Origin of the sequence: Nocardiopsis endophytica (assembly GCF_027706725.1) — a bacterium.
GTDB classification, from domain to species: Bacteria; Actinomycetota; Actinomycetes; order Streptosporangiales; family Streptosporangiaceae; genus Nocardiopsis_A; species Nocardiopsis_A endophytica.
This window is the reverse complement of the sequence record NZ_JAQFWQ010000036.1, coordinates 45,516-61,363: the sequence shown is the minus strand read 5'-3', so window position 1 is coordinate 61,363 and position 15,848 is coordinate 45,516. Positions and strand designations below refer to the sequence as shown.

Annotated in this window: 14 protein-coding genes; 6 read left to right on the top strand and 8 right to left on the bottom strand. The window is 73.5% G+C overall.

The window, feature by feature from the left end:
- Positions 1–16: 16 nt before the first annotated feature.
- Complete coding sequence (locus tag O4J56_RS14430) at positions 17–862, bottom strand: ABC transporter ATP-binding protein (protein WP_270686289.1); 846 nt, start codon at positions 860–862, stop codon at positions 17–19.
- Between the two features lie 113 nt (positions 863–975).
- Positions 976–1,833 carry a helix-turn-helix transcriptional regulator gene (locus O4J56_RS14425; protein ID WP_408639119.1) on the bottom strand — a complete coding sequence of 286 codons (858 nt, stop codon included), beginning with the start codon at positions 1,831–1,833 and terminating at the stop codon, positions 976–978.
- Between the two features lie 233 nt (positions 1,834–2,066).
- Between O4J56_RS14425 and O4J56_RS14420 the strand changes: the two genes are divergently transcribed.
- Positions 2,067–3,686 (top strand): AMP-binding protein, encoded by a 1,620-nt coding sequence (locus O4J56_RS14420; RefSeq protein ID WP_270686287.1) that lies wholly within the window; start codon positions 2,067–2,069, stop codon positions 3,684–3,686.
- A 69-nt stretch (positions 3,687–3,755) separates the two neighbouring features.
- On the opposite strand, the gene O4J56_RS14415 is transcribed toward O4J56_RS14420, so the two are convergent.
- From O4J56_RS14415 to fabG, 3 genes are all read right to left on the bottom strand, one after another.
- The gene (locus O4J56_RS14415; protein WP_270686286.1) at positions 3,756–4,508 is read right to left on the bottom strand and encodes an SDR family NAD(P)-dependent oxidoreductase; all 753 of its coding nucleotides are present in this window, start codon (positions 4,506–4,508) and stop codon (positions 3,756–3,758) included.
- Positions 4,509–4,642: 134 nt separating this feature from the next.
- Entirely contained in the window at positions 4,643–5,407 is a 765-nt protein-coding gene (gene fabI / locus O4J56_RS14410) for an enoyl-ACP reductase FabI (protein WP_270686285.1), read from the bottom strand.
- A gap of 42 nt (positions 5,408–5,449) precedes the next feature.
- The gene (fabG, locus tag O4J56_RS14405; RefSeq protein WP_270686284.1) at positions 5,450–6,154 is read right to left on the bottom strand and encodes a 3-oxoacyl-[acyl-carrier-protein] reductase; all 705 of its coding nucleotides are present in this window, start codon (positions 6,152–6,154) and stop codon (positions 5,450–5,452) included.
- A gap of 263 nt (positions 6,155–6,417) precedes the next feature.
- On the opposite strand from fabG, the gene O4J56_RS14400 reads away from it, so the two are divergent.
- Positions 6,418–7,455: a glutathione S-transferase family protein gene (locus O4J56_RS14400; RefSeq protein WP_270686283.1), complete on the top strand. Its 1,038-nt coding sequence runs from the start codon at positions 6,418–6,420 to the stop codon at positions 7,453–7,455.
- Here O4J56_RS14400 and O4J56_RS14395 read toward each other — a convergent pair.
- Positions 7,433–8,470 (bottom strand): phosphotransferase family protein, encoded by a 1,038-nt coding sequence (locus O4J56_RS14395; RefSeq protein ID WP_270686282.1) that lies wholly within the window; start codon positions 8,468–8,470, stop codon positions 7,433–7,435. The two genes, O4J56_RS14400 and O4J56_RS14395, sit on opposite strands and share 23 nt — an antisense overlap.
- A 295-nt stretch (positions 8,471–8,765) precedes the next feature.
- Between O4J56_RS14395 and O4J56_RS14390 the strand changes: the two genes are divergently transcribed.
- Together O4J56_RS14390 and O4J56_RS14385 are read left to right on the top strand one after the other, a co-directional pair.
- Positions 8,766–10,421 (top strand): glycoside hydrolase family 10 protein, encoded by a 1,656-nt coding sequence (locus O4J56_RS14390; protein WP_270686281.1) that lies wholly within the window; start codon positions 8,766–8,768, stop codon positions 10,419–10,421.
- A gap of 199 nt (positions 10,422–10,620) precedes the next feature.
- The gene (locus O4J56_RS14385; protein WP_270686280.1) at positions 10,621–11,313 is read left to right on the top strand and encodes a TetR/AcrR family transcriptional regulator; all 693 of its coding nucleotides are present in this window, start codon (positions 10,621–10,623) and stop codon (positions 11,311–11,313) included.
- A gap of 135 nt (positions 11,314–11,448) precedes the next feature.
- Here the strand turns inward: O4J56_RS14385 and O4J56_RS14380 are convergent, their stop codons facing one another.
- The gene (locus tag O4J56_RS14380; protein ID WP_270686279.1) at positions 11,449–12,780 is read right to left on the bottom strand and encodes an MFS transporter; all 1,332 of its coding nucleotides are present in this window, start codon (positions 12,778–12,780) and stop codon (positions 11,449–11,451) included.
- A gap of 426 nt (positions 12,781–13,206) precedes the next feature.
- Here O4J56_RS14380 and O4J56_RS14375 point away from each other — a divergent pair, with 426 nt between their 5' ends.
- On the top strand, positions 13,207–13,551 hold the full coding sequence (locus O4J56_RS14375; protein WP_270686278.1) for an SH3 domain-containing protein: 345 nt from the start codon (positions 13,207–13,209) through the stop codon (positions 13,549–13,551).
- Positions 13,552–13,686: 135 nt separating this feature from the next.
- Here O4J56_RS14375 and O4J56_RS14370 read toward each other — a convergent pair whose 3' ends face one another.
- A complete protein-coding gene (locus O4J56_RS14370) occupies positions 13,687–14,226 on the bottom strand; it encodes a DUF1707 SHOCT-like domain-containing protein (protein ID WP_270686277.1) in 540 nt (179 codons plus the stop codon).
- A gap of 189 nt (positions 14,227–14,415) precedes the next feature.
- Between O4J56_RS14370 and O4J56_RS14365 the strand changes: the two genes are divergently transcribed.
- Entirely contained in the window at positions 14,416–15,810 is a 1,395-nt protein-coding gene (locus O4J56_RS14365) for a heparan-alpha-glucosaminide N-acetyltransferase domain-containing protein (protein WP_270686276.1), read from the top strand.
- Positions 15,811–15,848: the final 38 nt, after the last annotated feature.

Genomic DNA, 15,848 nt, shown 5'->3' with positions numbered 1-15,848 from the left:
AGTGCGGCCGGCCGGGTCAGTGGTCCGCGGCGTGCCCGGCACCGGTGGCGGCACCGGGGACCGGTGCGGGCTCCCCGTCGCGCCGGTAGGGCAGGCATGTGGGCAGCCCGGTGTCCGGGTCGGAGATGACGGTGGTGTCGATGCCGAAGGCGGTCCGGACGACGTCCTCGGTGAGCACGTCGGCGGGGCGCCCGTCGGCGATGATCCGGCCCCCGGCGAGCACGGCCATGGTGTCGGCGAAGGCCGCCGCCTGGTTGAGGTCGTGCAGGACCACGGCGACGGTGATGCCGTGGTCGTCGGCGAGCGAGCGCACCAGGCGGAGCACCTCCACCTGGTAGCGGATGTCCAGGTAGGTGGTGGGCTCGTCGAGGAGCAGGACGGGGGCGCGCTGCGCCAGCGCCATGGCGATCCAGGCCCGCTGGCGCTCGCCCCCGGACAGGTGGTCGATCTGGCGGTCGCGCAGCGGCCCGGTGCCGGTGGCCTCCAGGGCCCAGGCGACGGCGTCCCGGTCCTTGCTGCCGGACCGGCCGGTGAGCAGGCCCCGGTGCGGGTGGCGGCCGTAGGCGGCGAGCTCGGCGACGGTGATGCCGGAGGGCACGGTCGGGGTCTGGGTGAGGAACGCCAGGTTCCGGGCGAGCCCGCGCGGGGAGTAGGAGGCGATGTCGGCGCCCTCCAGCAGCACCCGCCCGCTCTCGGGGCGGTGCAGCCGGGCCAGGGTGCGCAGGAGGGTCGACTTGCCCGACCCGTTGGGGCCGACGAGCGCGGTCACCTCGGCGCGGGCGAGCTCCAGGGTGACATCCCGGCAGATCGGTGCGCCCCCGTGGGCGAGTTCCACGCCCTCGGCGCGCAACGGGACGGTCATGCCTGCCCTCTCCTCCGGCACTGGTCAACGCGGGCAAGCCTAACTTAGGCAAGGCTTCGCTATGACATCAGGGGTGCCTGGGAGCGCGCCCGGGGTCACGCCGGGAGCCGGGGTCACACCAGGAGGCCGTACCTCCTCGCCTCCGTCACGGCCTCCACCCGGGTGTGCGCCTCCAGCCTGCGCATGGCGGTGCGCAGGTAGGCCTTGACCGTCTCCGGGCGCAGCCCCAGCCGCTGTGCGGCGTCGGCGTTCGTGCACCCTTCGGCCACGCACGCCAGCACGTCGATCTCGCGCGGGGCCAGGTGCGGGGCGTCCGGGCGGGTGCCCGCGGACGCCGCCGCGTCCATGCGGGCGCAGACCTCCAGCAGCCGCTCCCGCATCTGCTCATCGTCCACGTCGGCGGCCAGCGACCGCAGCTCGGCGTTGAGCGCCCGCACCTCCGCCCACCGGGGCGATCCCGGGCCGGGCTCGTCGGCGGCCGCCCGCGCGCGCTCGGCCTCGGCGGCACGGCGGCGCGCCTCGTCCCGGACGGCGATGCGCTGGCCCGCCTCGCGCGCCGCCTCCTCGAAGGCGGCGACCGTACGGTCCCCCAGGGTCAGCGACCGGCGGAGCCCGCCGAGCAGCACGCCGCGGGTGCGGCCGCCGACCACGATGGGGGTCGCCACCAGCGCCTTGAGGCCCTCGGCGCGCACCGCCGCGTCGTAGTCGTGGCTGATCTGCTCGGCGTGCAGGTAGTCGGGGACCCACAGCGGGCGCCGCAGCGCCGCCGCCTTGCCGCCCAGTCCGCGCCCCGGTCGGACGACCAGCCCGCGGATCGCGTCGGTCCCGGCCCCGAACAGCTCGGTGTAGTGCACGCGCTCACTGGCGCGCGCCGCTCCCCCGAACACCACCGGCAGGCCGCTGGCGCGGCGCAGGCCGGGCAGGGCGGAGCCGATCTCGGCGGTGGCGTCGCGGTCGGAGTGGGACCTCATGGCGTCCTCCAAGGGGGTGCCGTCCCAAAGGGCCGTCCAGGGGCCGTCGGTCTTCGAGTGGTTCGAGAGGTGGGTCACATGCAACACGATCACGCCCCGGTGCGCAAAGGCCCGCGGCACCGGCCCCGCCATACCCCCGTTCGGGGGTACTGAGACCTGCCTCACATGGAGCACCATCGTGGCGGTCGGCCGTGGAAGCGCACGGCACGGCGAACGCGTTGGAGGAGCGCAGCATGTCGAAGTCCTATGCCTGCGGGATATCGCGGACCCCGCTGTTGGGCGACACCATCGGGGAGAACCTCGACCGCGCGGTCGCCGCCCACCCCGACCGGGAGGCGGTGGTCGACGTCGCCCAGGGCCTGCGCTGGACCTACGCCGAGTTCGGTGCCCAGGTGGACCGCGCCGCCCGCGCGCTGATCGCCGCCGGGGTGGCCGTGGGAGAGCGGGTGGGCATCTGGGCGCCCAACCGCGCCGAGTGGACCCTGGTGCAGTACGCCACCGCCAAGGTCGGCGCGGTGCTGGTCAACATCAACCCGGCCTACCGGCGCAGCGAGCTGGAGTTCGTGCTGCGCCAGGCGGGCGTGCGCATGCTGGTGTCGGCCCAGGAGCACAAGGGCAGCGACTACAGGGCCATGGCCGAGGAGGCGCGCGGCTCCGCCCCGTCGCTGCGCGAACTCGTCTTCTTCGACGACCCCTCGTGGGACGAGCTGCTGAACGGGGCCGACCACGTGGCCCCGCAGGAGCTGGCCGAGCGCTCCGCCGGGCTGTCCGCCGACGACCCGATCAACATCCAGTACACCTCGGGCACCACCGGATTCCCGAAGGGCGCGACGCTCTCCCACCACAACATCGTCAACAACGGCTACTTCGTCGGCGAGCTGCTGGGCTACACCGAGCACGACCGGATCTGCCTGCCGGTGCCCTTCTACCACTGCTTCGGCATGGTCATGGGCAACCTGGCGGCGACCAGCCACGGGGCCTGCACGATCATCCCGGCCCCGGCCTTCGACCCGGCGGCGACGCTGTCGGCGGTCGCGGCCGAGCGCGCCACCTCGCTGTACGGGGTGCCCACCATGTTCGTCGCCGAGCTGGGCCACCCCTCCTTCGCCGAGCACGACCTGTCGAGCCTGCGCACCGGCATCATGGCCGGCTCCCCCTGCCCGGTGGAGATCATGAAGCGGGTGGTGGCGGAGATGCACATGTCCGAGGTGGCCATCTGCTACGGCATGACCGAGACCTCGCCGGTGTCCACCCAGACCCGGGTCGACGACGACTTGGAGCGCCGCACCGGGACGGTCGGCCGGGTGATGCCGCACGTGGAGGTGAAGGTGGTGGACCCGGCCACCGGCACCGTGCTGCCGCGCGGCGAGGCCGGGGAGCTGTGCACCCGCGGCTACTCGGTGATGCTGGGCTACTGGGACGAGCCCGGGCGCACCGCCGAGGTGATCGACTCCGCCCGCTGGATGCACACCGGCGACCTGGCGGTGATGCGCGAGGACGGCTACGTGTCCATCGTCGGGCGGATCAAGGACATGGTGATCCGCGGCGGGGAGAACGTCTACCCGCGCGAGATCGAGGAGTTCCTGCACACCCACCCCAAGGTGGCCGATGTGCAGGTGGTGGGCGTCCCCGACGCCAAGTACGGCGAGGAGCTGGCGGCGTGCGTGCTGCCGGCCGACCCCGCCGACCCGCCCACGCGGGAGGAGATCGCCGCCTTCTGCGAGGGGCGGCTGGCCCACTACAAGGTCCCGCGCTACGTGCGGGCCGTGGAGTCCTTCCCCATGACCGTCAGCGGCAAGGTCCGCAAGGTCGAGCTCCGCGAGTGGGCCGCCCGGGAGCTGGGGCTCGCCTGACCGGCCGCGGCGCGGCCGCCCCCCGCTTTCCGCACGGGGGCGGGGCGGCCGGGCCGCGGCCCCGTGCGGTCACACCCGGTCCAGGAACCCCCCGTCCACCACCAGGTTGGCCCCGGAGGTGAAGGACGAGGCCGGGCTCGCCAGGAACGCCACCGCGCGCGCCACCTCCTCGGGGGCGCCCAGGCGCCCCATCGGGATCGCGTCGCGGATGGAGGCGTAGAAGTCGGGGGTGTTCTCCCTGCGCCGCGCCCAGCTCCCGCCGGGGAACTCGATCGGCCCCGGGGAGACCGTGTTCACCCGGATGCCCTCGGCGGGCAGGGTGCGCGCGAGCGTGGCGGCGTGGTGGTTGAGGGCGGCCTTCAGGGCGCCGTAGGCGTTCGGCCCCGACGGCGGGCCGCCGTGCAGGGCCGAGGTGGTGGACACCAGTACCACCGACCCGCCGCGCTCGGAGGCCGCGAGGTGCGGGCGGGCGTGCTCGGCCATGGTCACGAACGGCATCACGTCGGTGGCGAAGCCCGTCTCCCAGTCGGCCGAACCGCCCGCCGAGACGTTGGACACGAGCACGTCGATGCCGCCGAGCCCGTCGGCGGCCCGGTCCAGGAAGGCGCGCAGGGCGCCGGTGTCGGCCACGTCGACCGCGCCCTCGACCACGGTGGCGCCGGTGGCGCGCAGCTCCTCGGCGGCCTCGGCCAGCGGCCCGGCCGAGCGCGCGCACACCGCCAGGTCGGCCCCCTCCTCGGCGAGGACCCGCGCGATGGCGCGGCCGATGCCCCGGCTGGCGCCGGTCACCACGGCGCGGGCGCCCTTGAGTCCCAGATCCATGTGTCCTCTCCTCGTCCCCTCGTCGTCCCGCGGCGCCGTCGGGGGCCGCGAAAGCGGCGGTGGGCACCCCTCCGCAGAGGGGCGCCCACCGTGCGGAAGTCCGCCTCGTCCCAGGCTACGCCGGGGGCGGCGCGTCAGGCCCCGGTGGAGTGGAACCCGCCGTCGACGTGCACGATCTCGCCGGTGGTGGCGGGGAACCAGTCCGACAGCAGGCCCACCACCGCGCGGGCGGCCGGCTCGGGGTCGGTGGTGTCCCAGCCCAGCGGGGCGCGCTCGGGCCAGTGCGAGGCCAGCTCGTCGAAGCCGGGGATGCTGCGCGCGGCCATGGTGCGCAGCGGGCCGGCCGAGACCAGGTTCACCCGCACCCTGTGCTCGCCCAGGTAGCGGGCCAGGTAGCGGGCGGTGGAGGTGAGCGCCGACTTGGCCACGCCCATCCAGTCGTAGATGGGGTAGGACACGCTGTTGTCGAAGTCCATGGCCACGACGGACCCGCCGTCCTTCATCAGCGGCAGCACCGCGGTGGTGAGCGCCTTGAGGGAGTAGGCGGAGGTGTGCATCGCGTTGGCCACGTCCTCCCACGGGGTGTTGAGGAAGTTGCCGCCCAGCCCGGACTGCGGGGTGAAGCCGATGGCGTGCACGACGCCGTCGAGCCCGTCCACGTGCTCGCGCACCCGGTCGGCGAGGCTGGACAGGTGCCCCTCGTCGGTGACGTCGAGCTCCAGCACCGGCGGAGCGTCGGGCAGGCGCTGGGCGATGCGCTCGACCAGGCTGAGCCGGCCGTAGCCGGTGAGCACGACGGTGGCGCCCTGCTCCTGGCACAGCCGGGCGACGTGGTAGGCGATCGAGGAGTCCGTGATCACCCCGGTGACCAGGATGCGCTTGCCTTCGAGAATTCCCATGAGAGTCCTTGTCAGGTGTTCGTGCGTGCGGCCGGGCAGGGCCTAGTGGCCCATGCCCAGGCCGCCGTCGACCGGGATGACCGCGCCGGTGATGTAGGCGGCGTCCTCGGAGGCCAGGAAGCGGACGGCCTTGGCGATCTCCTCGGTGGAGCCGTAGCGGCCCAGCGGCACGCTCTTCTTGATCTCGGCCTGGCGCTCCTCGGGCAGGGCCGCGGTCATGTCGGTCTCGATGAACCCGGGGGCGACCACGTTGACGGTGATGTTGCGGGAGCCGAGCTCGCGCGCCAGGGAGCGGCCGAAGCCGACGAGGCCGGCCTTGGAGGCGGCGTAGTTGGCCTGCCCGCCCGAGCCGAGCAGGCCCACCACCGAGGAGATCAGGACGATCCGGCCGGTGCGCTTGCGCATCATGCCGCGCACGGCGCGCTTGGCGACGCGGAAGGTGCCGGTCAGGTTGGTGTCCAGGACCGAGGAGAAGTCGTCCTCGCTCATCAGCGCGAGGAGCTGGTCCTTGGTGATTCCGGCGTTGGCCACCAGGACCTCGACCGGGCCCTGCTCCTCCTCGACGCGCTTGAAGGCGGAGTCGACCTGGGCGGTGTCGGTGATGTCGCAGGGGACGCCGAGCAGCCCTTCCGGCGGCTCACCGGACCGGTAGGTCACGGCGACGTCGTCCCCGGCGGCGGCGAGCTCACGGGCGATGGCCAGGCCGATCCCCCGGCTGCCGCCGGTGACCAGTGCCGAGCGGGACATGTAAGGGCACCTCCGTACGCGCTGCTGAGCGCGGTAAGACCATGTCAGAACGGACAGCAGAGTATCGAGCTACCGCCCGGTACATGAACCGCGGGCGCCGCGGCCCCCGCCGCCGTGCCCGGGGGCCCGTTCCGGCCCGGCCCCGGGGCGGGTACCGGGCGTCCCCGCGGCGTCGCCGCAGCGGAGAGCGGGTATGGGGGGACTGGCGCGCGCACCGGTGCCGGCCACCGGTCGGAGCCTTGGAGTTCCCGGGGAGGACCACCATGACGACCGTCACGACCGCTGCCCCCGTCGACTTCGCCCGCTACGGCGACTACGGAAGCTCCCTGACCACCCCCAAGGGCGCCGCGTTCGAGCGCCCTGCGTACCGCTTCGGCGGCCGGATCGGGTCCGAGCGCTTCCCCGCCGAGGCGGGGCGCTACCGCCTGTACGTGTCCTACGCCTGCCCGTGGGCGCACCGCACGCTCATCGTGCGCGCGCTCAAGGGGCTGGAGGACGCGGTCTCGGTCGCCGTCGTCGACCCGGTCCGGGACGGCCGGGGGTGGGCCTTCCGCGAGGGGCCGGGGCACGGCCCGGACACCGTCGGGCACTTCGCGCTGCTGCGCGACCTGTACGAGGGCACCGAGCCCGGGTACGAGGGGCACGTGTCGGTGCCGGTGCTGTGGGACACCGACACCCGGCGCATCGTCTCCAACCGGTTCGACGAGATCGCGCTGGACCTGAACGCCTGCTTCAACGCCTGGGCGCGCAACCGCGCCGACCTCTACCCGGCGGGCCTGAGGGAGGAGATCGACGCGCTCGACCGCCATCTGTACGCCGCCGTGAACAACGGCGTGTACAAGTGCGGCTTCGCCCCTTCGCAGGAGGCCTACGACGAGGCGGTGGCGGCGCTGTTCGAGGCGCTCGACGGCCTGGAGGAGCGGCTGTCGCACCGGCGCTACCTGGCCGGGGACCGGATCACCATGGCCGACGTGCGGCTGTGGCCGACGCTGGCGCGCTTCGACACCGTCTACGGCACCCACTTCAAGGCCAACCTGAGGCGGTTGCAGGACTACCCGAACCTGTGGGGGTACGCGCGGGACCTGTACGCCGAGCCGGCCTTCGGCACCACCACCGACTTCGACCACATCCGGCGGCACTACTACATCACCCACGGGGCGCTGAACCCGCGGCGGATCGTGCCCGCGGGGCCGCTGCCCGACTTCGCGGCCCCGAACGACCGCGCCCGCCTGGCCGGGGCCGGGGCGGGCGCGGCGGCGGGCGCGGGGGCGCGGGTGGTCAGCCCGCGCCCAGGCGCTTGAGCCCGGCGCCGACCAGGCCGGGGACGGCGTCGCCGATGTGCGCGAAGTCCCCTCCGACGGTCTTGCCCTGGGTGTAGCGGAAGTGGATGCCCTCCAGGATCACCGCGAGCTTGAAGAAGGCGAAGGAGACGTACCAGTCGAAGTCGGACAGGTCCCGTCCGGAGCGCTCGGCGTACCGGGCCACCAGCTCGTCGACGGCGGGGAAGCCCTCGGCGGCCGCGGCGTCGCCCACGCCCGGCACCGAGGGCACCTCGGCGCCGCTGTAGACGGCGATCAGCGCCAGGTCGGTGAGCGGGTCGCCGAGGGTGGACATCTCCCAGTCCAGGACGGCGGTGATGCGGTCGGCGCCGCCCCCGGAGGCCACCAGGACGTTGTCCAGCCGGTAGTCCCCGTGCACGACCGCGGGGGCGGGTGAGGCGGGGATGCGTGCGGCCAGGCCGTCGCGCAGCTCCTCGACGCCGGGCAGGTCGCGGCTGCGGGAGGCGTCGAGCTGCTTGCCCCAGCGGCGGACCTGGCGCTCCAGGAACCCGTCGGGGCGGCCGAAGTCCTCCAGGCCGACCCCGGCGGGGTCGACGGCGTGCAGGGCCACGAGGGTGTCGACCAGGTCGAGCACGACGGCCCGGGTGCGCTCTGGGCCCAGCTCCGCCAGCTGGCCGGAGGTGCGGTAGGGGGTGCCCTCCACGTACTCCATGACGTAGAAGGGCGCGCCGAGCACGTCGGTGTCGGTGCACAGCAGTTCGGTGCGCGGGACCGGCACGGGGGTGGGGGCCAGGGCGCTGATGACGCGGTGCTCGCGGGCCATGTCGTGGGCGGTGGGCAGGACGTGGCCGAGCGGGGGGCGGCGTACGACGAGGCTGCGGGCGCCGTCGGTGACCTCGTAGGTGAGGTTGGAGCGGCCCCCGGCGATGAGCCGCGCGGTCAGCGGGCCGGCCGCCAGGCCCGGGCGCTCGGCGTCCAGGTGCGCGCGGAGGCGTTCGGGGTCCAGGCCGGGTGGGGGCGTGCCGCGGTCGTCCACGCGTGCTCCTCGTTCGGTGGTGGGCGGTCGGCGAACCAACATACCACTTGGTCTGTCGCCTGGGCCGCTCCCCCGGCGCCTCGCCTCCCCCTCCCGCCCCACCCGCCCCGACCTGCCGAAGAAGGATTGCATTCGCGGGCCCGATCATGAAGGTTTCTTACTAACCCCTGTTCGACAGGGAGTCGCGGCGTCTCCCCCGCGCCGGACACGCACGAGGGGCGGCGCCCGACCTCACGCACGGTGTGTAGTGAATTCACTACACTCTGCACATATCGCTGAGCGGAAGGAGCCCCCGTTGGCCCGCCCCGACCGGACCGCCCGCCCGTCGCCCCGCGACGCGGCCGCGGCCCCCATCCCCCGAACCGCCGCCGTGTGCGGCGTGCTCGCCTTCCTCCTGACCGCAGCGCTCACGGCCGCGCCCCCGGCGTCGGCCTCCCCCGGCCGCTCCGAGGGCGCCGAGGGCGCCGGACGGCCCGGAGCCGGATGCGAACCCCCCGCCGACGCCCCGCCCAAGCGCCGGATGCGCGCCGAGTGGATCGCGAGCGTCGTCAACATCGACTGGCCCAGCGAGCCCGGCCTCAGCCCGAAGGAGCAGCGCGACGAGCTCGACGCGCTCTACGACGAGGCCCAGGCCAATGGGCTCAACGCCGTGTTCGTGCAGATCCGGCCGACCGCCGACGCGTTCTGGCCCTCCCCGCACGAGCCCTGGTCCGAATGGCTGACCGGCGAGCAGGGGCGCGACCCCGGCTACGACCCGCTCGCCTATGCCGTGGACCAGGCGCACGCGCGCAACCTGGAGTTCCACGGCTGGTTCAACCCCTACCGGGTGGCCATGCACGACGACCCCGGGCGGCTGACCGAGGACCACCCGGCGCGGCGGAACCCGGACTGGGTGTTCTCCTACGGCGGGCGCCTGTACTACGACCCGGGCGTGCCCGAGGTCCGCGCGTTCGTCATCGAGGCCATGATGGACGCGGTCGAGGGCTACGACATGGACGGCGTCCACTTCGACGACTACTTCTACCCCTATCCCTCCGGCGGCCAGGAGATCCCGGACGGGGACACCTTCGCCGAGTACGGGGGCGGCTTCGACGACATCGGAGACTGGCGGCGCGACAACGTGAACCGGCTGGTCGAGGAGATGGGCGAGGCGGTCCACGCGGCCAAGCCGCACGTGAAGTTCGGCATCAGCCCGTTCGGGATCTGGCGCAACGCCTCCAGCGACCCCGACGGCTCGGACACCTCCGGGTTCGAGTCCTACAGCGGCATCTTCGCCGACAGCCGCACGTGGGTCCGCGAGGGCTGGGTGGACTACATCAACCCGCAGGTGTACTGGGAGATCGGGCTGCCGGTGGCCGACTACGCGAAGCTGGTGCCCTGGTGGGCCGAGACGGTCGAGGGCACCGGGGTGCACCTGTACATCGGGCAGGCGGCGTACAAGGCCGGCAACGACGGCGCCTGGTCCGACCCGCAGGAGCTCTCCCGCCACCTGGACCTCAACCGGCGGTACCCGAACGTCGCCGGGGACGTGTACTTCAGCGCGACCTCGCTGCGGACCAACGCGAGCGAGGCGATGGAGGCGGTGGTCGAGGACCACTACTCGTCTCCCGCGCTGATCCCGGTCAAGGAGGACCTGGGCGGCCGTGCGCCGTGGCGGCCGCACGTGGTGGGTGCCGAGGCCGGTGAGGGCGGCACCGAGCTGACGATCCGCCCGCACCGGCGCACCCCGGCGGCCTACTTCGCCGTCTACCGGTTCGACGGGGGGCCGGACCCGGACGACCGGTGGTGCGGCCTCAAGGACCCGAGGAACATGATCGGGACCGTGCGTGCGTCCGGCGGCGGGAAGACGGTGTTCACCGACCCGGAGGGCGGCGGCGACCGGACGTACTACGTGACGGCGCTGGACCGCCTGCACCACGAGAGCCGTCCGGCGGTACACCACGTGGGCTGACCGCGAGGCGTGGGACCGCGGGGCCGGTGCCCGCTCCGGAGCGGGTACCGGCCCCCTCCGCCGTCCTCCCCCGGTGAGGGATCCCACCGAAGAGACCGGCCGGTAACAGGCCAACCGGTCTATTGTGTTCCCAGGCCTTCCCGAGGCCCACCAGCCCGCCGGACCACCCGGTCCGCGCCCCCGACAGAAAGGCCGTGCCGTGGCCGTGCGTACCCGCGGCGGTCGGGCCAAGCCGACCGCGACCGCGCCCGACACCGCGCTGATCGCCGCCGCCTCACCCGACAACCCGGTCCCGCAGCGGCTGCTGGCGGTGGCCACCCGCCTGTTCGCCGACAAGGGGTTCGACCGCACCTCGGTGCAGGAGATCGTGGAGACCGCCCGGGTCACCAAGGGCGCGATGTACCACTACTTCGACTCCAAGGACGACCTGCTGGCGGAGGTCTACGCCCGCGTCCTGCGCATGCAGATGGAGCGCCTGGAGGCGATCGCCGCCGAGGGCGGCCCCGTGTCCGAGCGGGTGCGCCGCGCGGCGGCCGACGTGGTGGTGACGACCATCGCCAACCTGGACGACGCGACGATCTTCTTCCGCTCCCTGCACCAGCTCAGCGAGGGCAAGCAACGCGAGGTGCGGTCGCAGCGCCGGACCTACCACGAGCTGTTCCGCTCCCTGATCACCGAGGGGCAGCGCGAGGGCGTGTTCACCGACCGGGTGCCCGCCGACATCGTGGTCGACTTCTACTTCGGGTCGGTGCACCACCTGAGCACCTGGTACCGCCCCGACGGCGAACTGGCCCCCACCGAGATCGGCGACCACTACGCGGACCTGCTCCTGAGCGCCCTCCGCCCCGACGGCCCGGGGCCTGCAGCAGTGAAAGACCTGCCCCAGCCGTGAATGCCGATCCCGCGCCCCGGTCGGAGGCGGGTGCACGGAAGTGGAGACGCTACAGCGTGTGAGACCTGGAGGCCGGGGCCCGACCGGATCCGGGAGTGGACCGGCCTGTGCCGTGGCGGCCGGTCCACTCGCCCGTCACCCTTCGGCGCCGGCCTTCTCGCGGGCTCGGCGGCCGCGGACCAGGAGGCCGACCGACAGCAGGGCCACCAGACCCAGTGCGATGAGGTAGGCCGAGACCGCCATGGACGTTCCCGCCACGCTGAGCAGGGCCACCATCGCGAACGGGGCGAACCCGCCGCCGACCACCGAGGCGATCTGGTAGCCGAGCGAGGCGCCGGTGTAGCGCACCTCGGCCGAGAACAGCTCGGCGAACAGGGCGGCCTGCGGGGCGTACATGACGCTCAGGAAGACCCCCGCGACGAACATCCCGACGGCCATGAGCAGGATGTCGCCGGTGTCGACGAGGAGGAAGAGCGGCACCGCCCACAGGCAGAGCCCGACGATCCCGAAGGTGTAGACGCGGATGCGCCCGATCCGGTCGGACACCGACGCGGCGATCGGCATCAGCGGCAGCTGGAACAGGCTCAGCCCGAGGGCGACGGCGAGCACGGCCTCCCGGGCCAGACCGAGCTCGCGGGTCGCGTAGTCCAGGATCCCGGTGATCAAGATGTAGAACGTAGCGGTGTTGACCGCGAAACTGCCCGCCGCCAGCAGCACCGTGGCCTTGTGGGAGCGCAGGACGTCGCGCAGGGGCGAGCCCCGTTCTTGCCGCTCGGCGGCGGCGCGGCGGAAATCGGGGGTCTCCTCGACGTTGCGGTGGATCAGCCAGGCCAGGACCAGGACGAAGACGCCGAGCAGGAACGGGATCCGCCACCCCCAGGCGGCGAAGGACTCGTCGCCGGTGGCGAAGCTGACCGCGAAGTAGACGCCGTACGCGGCGACGAGCCCGAGCGGCACGCCCATCTGGACCAGGCTGCCGTAGAGGCCGCGGCGGCCCTCCGGGGCGTACTCGGTGGCGAGCAGGGCCGCACCGCCCCACTGCATGCCCACGGCGATGCCCTGGACCAGGCGCAGCAGCACCAGGGCGATGGGGGCGGCGATGCCGATGGCCTCGTAGGAGGGCAGCAGCCCGATGGCGGTGGTGGCGGCGCCCATCCCCGCCAGCGCCCACACCAGGACCGGTTTGCGGCCGTAGGTGTCGCCGAGCTGGCCGCCGATCACCCCGCCGAGGGGGCGGGCGAGGAAGCCGACCGCGAAGGCCGCGAAGGAGGCGAGGACCCCGGCGACCGGACTGAACTCGGGGAAGAACAGCGAGCCGAACACCAGGGCGGCGGCGACGCTGAAGACGAAGAACTCGTACCACTCGACGGTGGCCGTGGCGGCCGCCGCACCGGCGACGACCCGGCGTGTGCGCAGGGGGACGTCCAGCCCGGGAGAGGCGGGGGTGGTCGGGGGGTCAGCGGACATGCCGGTCCTCCTCGGCAGGGGATGGGACCACGGGCGCCGGGGCGATGCGGGACGCCCCGGCACCTGGCCCGACGATGGAACCGACCAGCCGGTATGTCAACGCCCCTTCCGGCCTTCGCGACCCGACCGTGACCTGAGGGAACGGCGTCCGACGCGGGTGCGCGCAGGGCGCAGTGGGCGGCGGGGCGGACCGGGCGCCGCCCGGCACCGCGTTCATCCGCACAGAGCAGGTCGTTTGCATCTGAGTCGAAATTCGTTGACCGCCGAAAATCCGATGGTTACCGTTTTCCGTACTCTGATCTCTCCCCCGGGCCGAGTCCGCACGATTCGATCAAGGTCTTTCACCGACGCCTGTACGAACGGCATCTGTACGAACGGCACCGACCCCGGCACACCTGTCCCCCGTATTCCGTATTGGAGAGTGCGATGTCCCGTCTCCACGCGTTCGCCATTGGGCTTCTCACCGTCGGAGCGGTCTTCACCGCCACGGCCCCGGCCTCGGCGGCCGAGGCCTCGCAGGCGGACGACGGCGTCCGGACCGCCGCCGCGTGCTCCGGTTCGCGCATCGGCGTGACCTACACCAAGTCCACATCACCCCTGCGCACGGGCCCCGCCGCCAGCTACAGGGAGATCCTCACCCTCCCCGCCGACTACCAGCTGGGCATCTACGAGGTGACCAGGAACAGCCACGGCAACGTCTGGTACCGCGTGCAGTACACGACACGGGCCAACGACTGGTGCGGCTGGGTCTACTCCGGAAACGTCACCTGACGGAGCACCCGCCGCGAAGTACCGGCCGCGAATCCCCGGCCGTCGAATTCCCCGCAGGCCTTCATGAGCCGGAGCCCATCGGAAGCGGAATGATGCTGGGAGGCCTGCGGGGACGAATCGCCGTCCCGCGGCTTTTCAGCCGCGCCCCCGGCGTTCGATGAGTTTGGCGTGGAGAAGGGACCCGGAGACCTCGATGTGAAGGGGCGCGTCGGCGGAGAAATCCTTTGAGGCGACCTTGGCCTTGGAGAAGGCGAGGTTGAGCCCGCCGGCGTCGACCACCGTTCCGGGCGGGGTGACCAGGCGCAGGCGGCCGTGCATCATCTCGGCGTTGATGCGCACCAGGTTCGACGTGATCAGCGCACGGGTGAAGTCGAGGGTCACCCTGCAGATCTGCGTGTGCACATCGATCCGCGGCGGAACGGGCCACCGCCCGTCCTGGACGTACTTCCCGCCGGCCTGCCTGATCACCAGGACCTCCTTGGCCTCGGGCCGGGCCGGCAGGTCGGCGGTGAGCGCGGACAGCTCCCCGCGCGTCCGGGCGTTCAGCGCCCTCTCCACCCGGGTGTCGAGCTCCTCGGCGCCGAGTCGGCCGTCGGCCGCGGCAGCCTGCAGGACCTCGACGACGCGGTCGCGGTCCGCGTGCGACGCCCGCATCTCGGGCGCGTGATTCGACATGCGGACCACGCTAGCAAGCCCGCGCTTGCCCGCCCACGGTGCCGACCGGCCGCACACGGCCGGGGCGCCGGAGCCGATCGGCAGGCGCTCAGCAGGGCGAGTGGAGACCGACGGTCACATGCTGCTACTACTGAACGCACAGGGAGACACCCCCACACTCGTCTCCCTCACCCCGCACCCACGAGGACCATGAAGCAGCCGCACCCCGCTCAGCCTGCGTCGACTCTGCTCTCCTCGCCGCCGGTACCGGACGGGCCGCCCGTCCGGGCCGTCGGCGTGCCGGACGCCGTCCGCGTCCCGGCCCCCGGACGGGCTCCCGGCCCGGACCCAGGGCCGGAGCCGCCGGGCGGCCGGGCCGCCGCCGATGCGGCACCGCCCGACGAGGAGCCTCCCCATCCGCCGCCCCCCGGGCGGCTGACCGGCGTCGACCTCGCCCGCTACCTCGCCATCGCGGGCATGCTCGTCATCCACTTCGGCGTTCCGTTCCTGGAGGCGGACCGGCCGACCGCCGCGATCGTCTTCACCTACGCCTGGGGCCGCTCCACCATCCTGTTCGCCTTCCTGGCCGGTGTCTCCCTGGCGCTGGCGTCCGGGGGCGCCCGCCCGCACCGGGGGCGGCGCGCCCGCACCACCGCCGCCCGGGTGGCGGTGCGCGGCGCCTGCCTGCTGGTCATCGGCTGGCTCCTGCACGCCGTCATCACCGCCGGCCAGTCCAACCTGACGGTGATCATCACCTTCTACGGCCTGTACTTCCTGCTGGCCCTGCCGTTCCTGCGCCTGCCCGCCCGCTGGGCCGCCACCGCCGCCGCGGCCGCCCTGGCCGCCGGGCCGCAGCTCCTGTTCCTGCTGCGCCGGTCCAACGACACCGGCGGCGCCGTGTCCGCCTTCACCGAGGCGTGGAACGGCCGGGACCCCGCCCACCTCCTCCTCGGCCAGGGCATGCTGGAGCTGGGCGTCTACGGCTACTACCCCGCCCTCGCCTACCTGGGCGCGGTGCTGGCCGGGCTCGCGGTGGGCCGCCTCGACCTGCGCTCCCGGGTGGTGCGGCTGCGGCTGGCCCTCGGCGGGGCCCTGCTGGCCGCCGTCGCCTACCGGGTGTCCTGGCACGCCTGGTACAACTACGGGCTCTACGACGCGCTCGGCCCGCGCGAGGAGGTCATCGGCTCGATCCCGACCGACGACGCCCGGTGGCTGCTCACCAGCATGCCGCACACCTCCACCAGCGTGGAGGTCGCCGGGGGCGTCGGCGTGGCCGCGTGCATCCTTGCCGGCTGCCTGTGGGCCGCCGAGCGCCTGCCCCGGCTGCTGGAGCCGTTCACCGCGGCGGGCGCGATGGCGCTCTCGGTGTACGCCGTGCACGCGCTGGCCATGGCCTGGCAGGCGTGGTTGCCCGACCACTTCGTGGGTCTGGCCGGGGCGGTCGACGCGCACATGGCGGAGGTGTTCTTCATCGCCTCGCTCATCGGCGCGTTCCTGTGGCGGAGGCTGGTCGGGCGGGGGCCGCTGGAAGCCACCGTGTCGACGCTGGCCCAGGCGGCCGCCCCCGGCCCACGGACGGGGGCCCACGCACGTCCGAAGGGGTGACGGGGGCGGGCGCCAGGGGCGGCCGCGGGCGCGCCCCG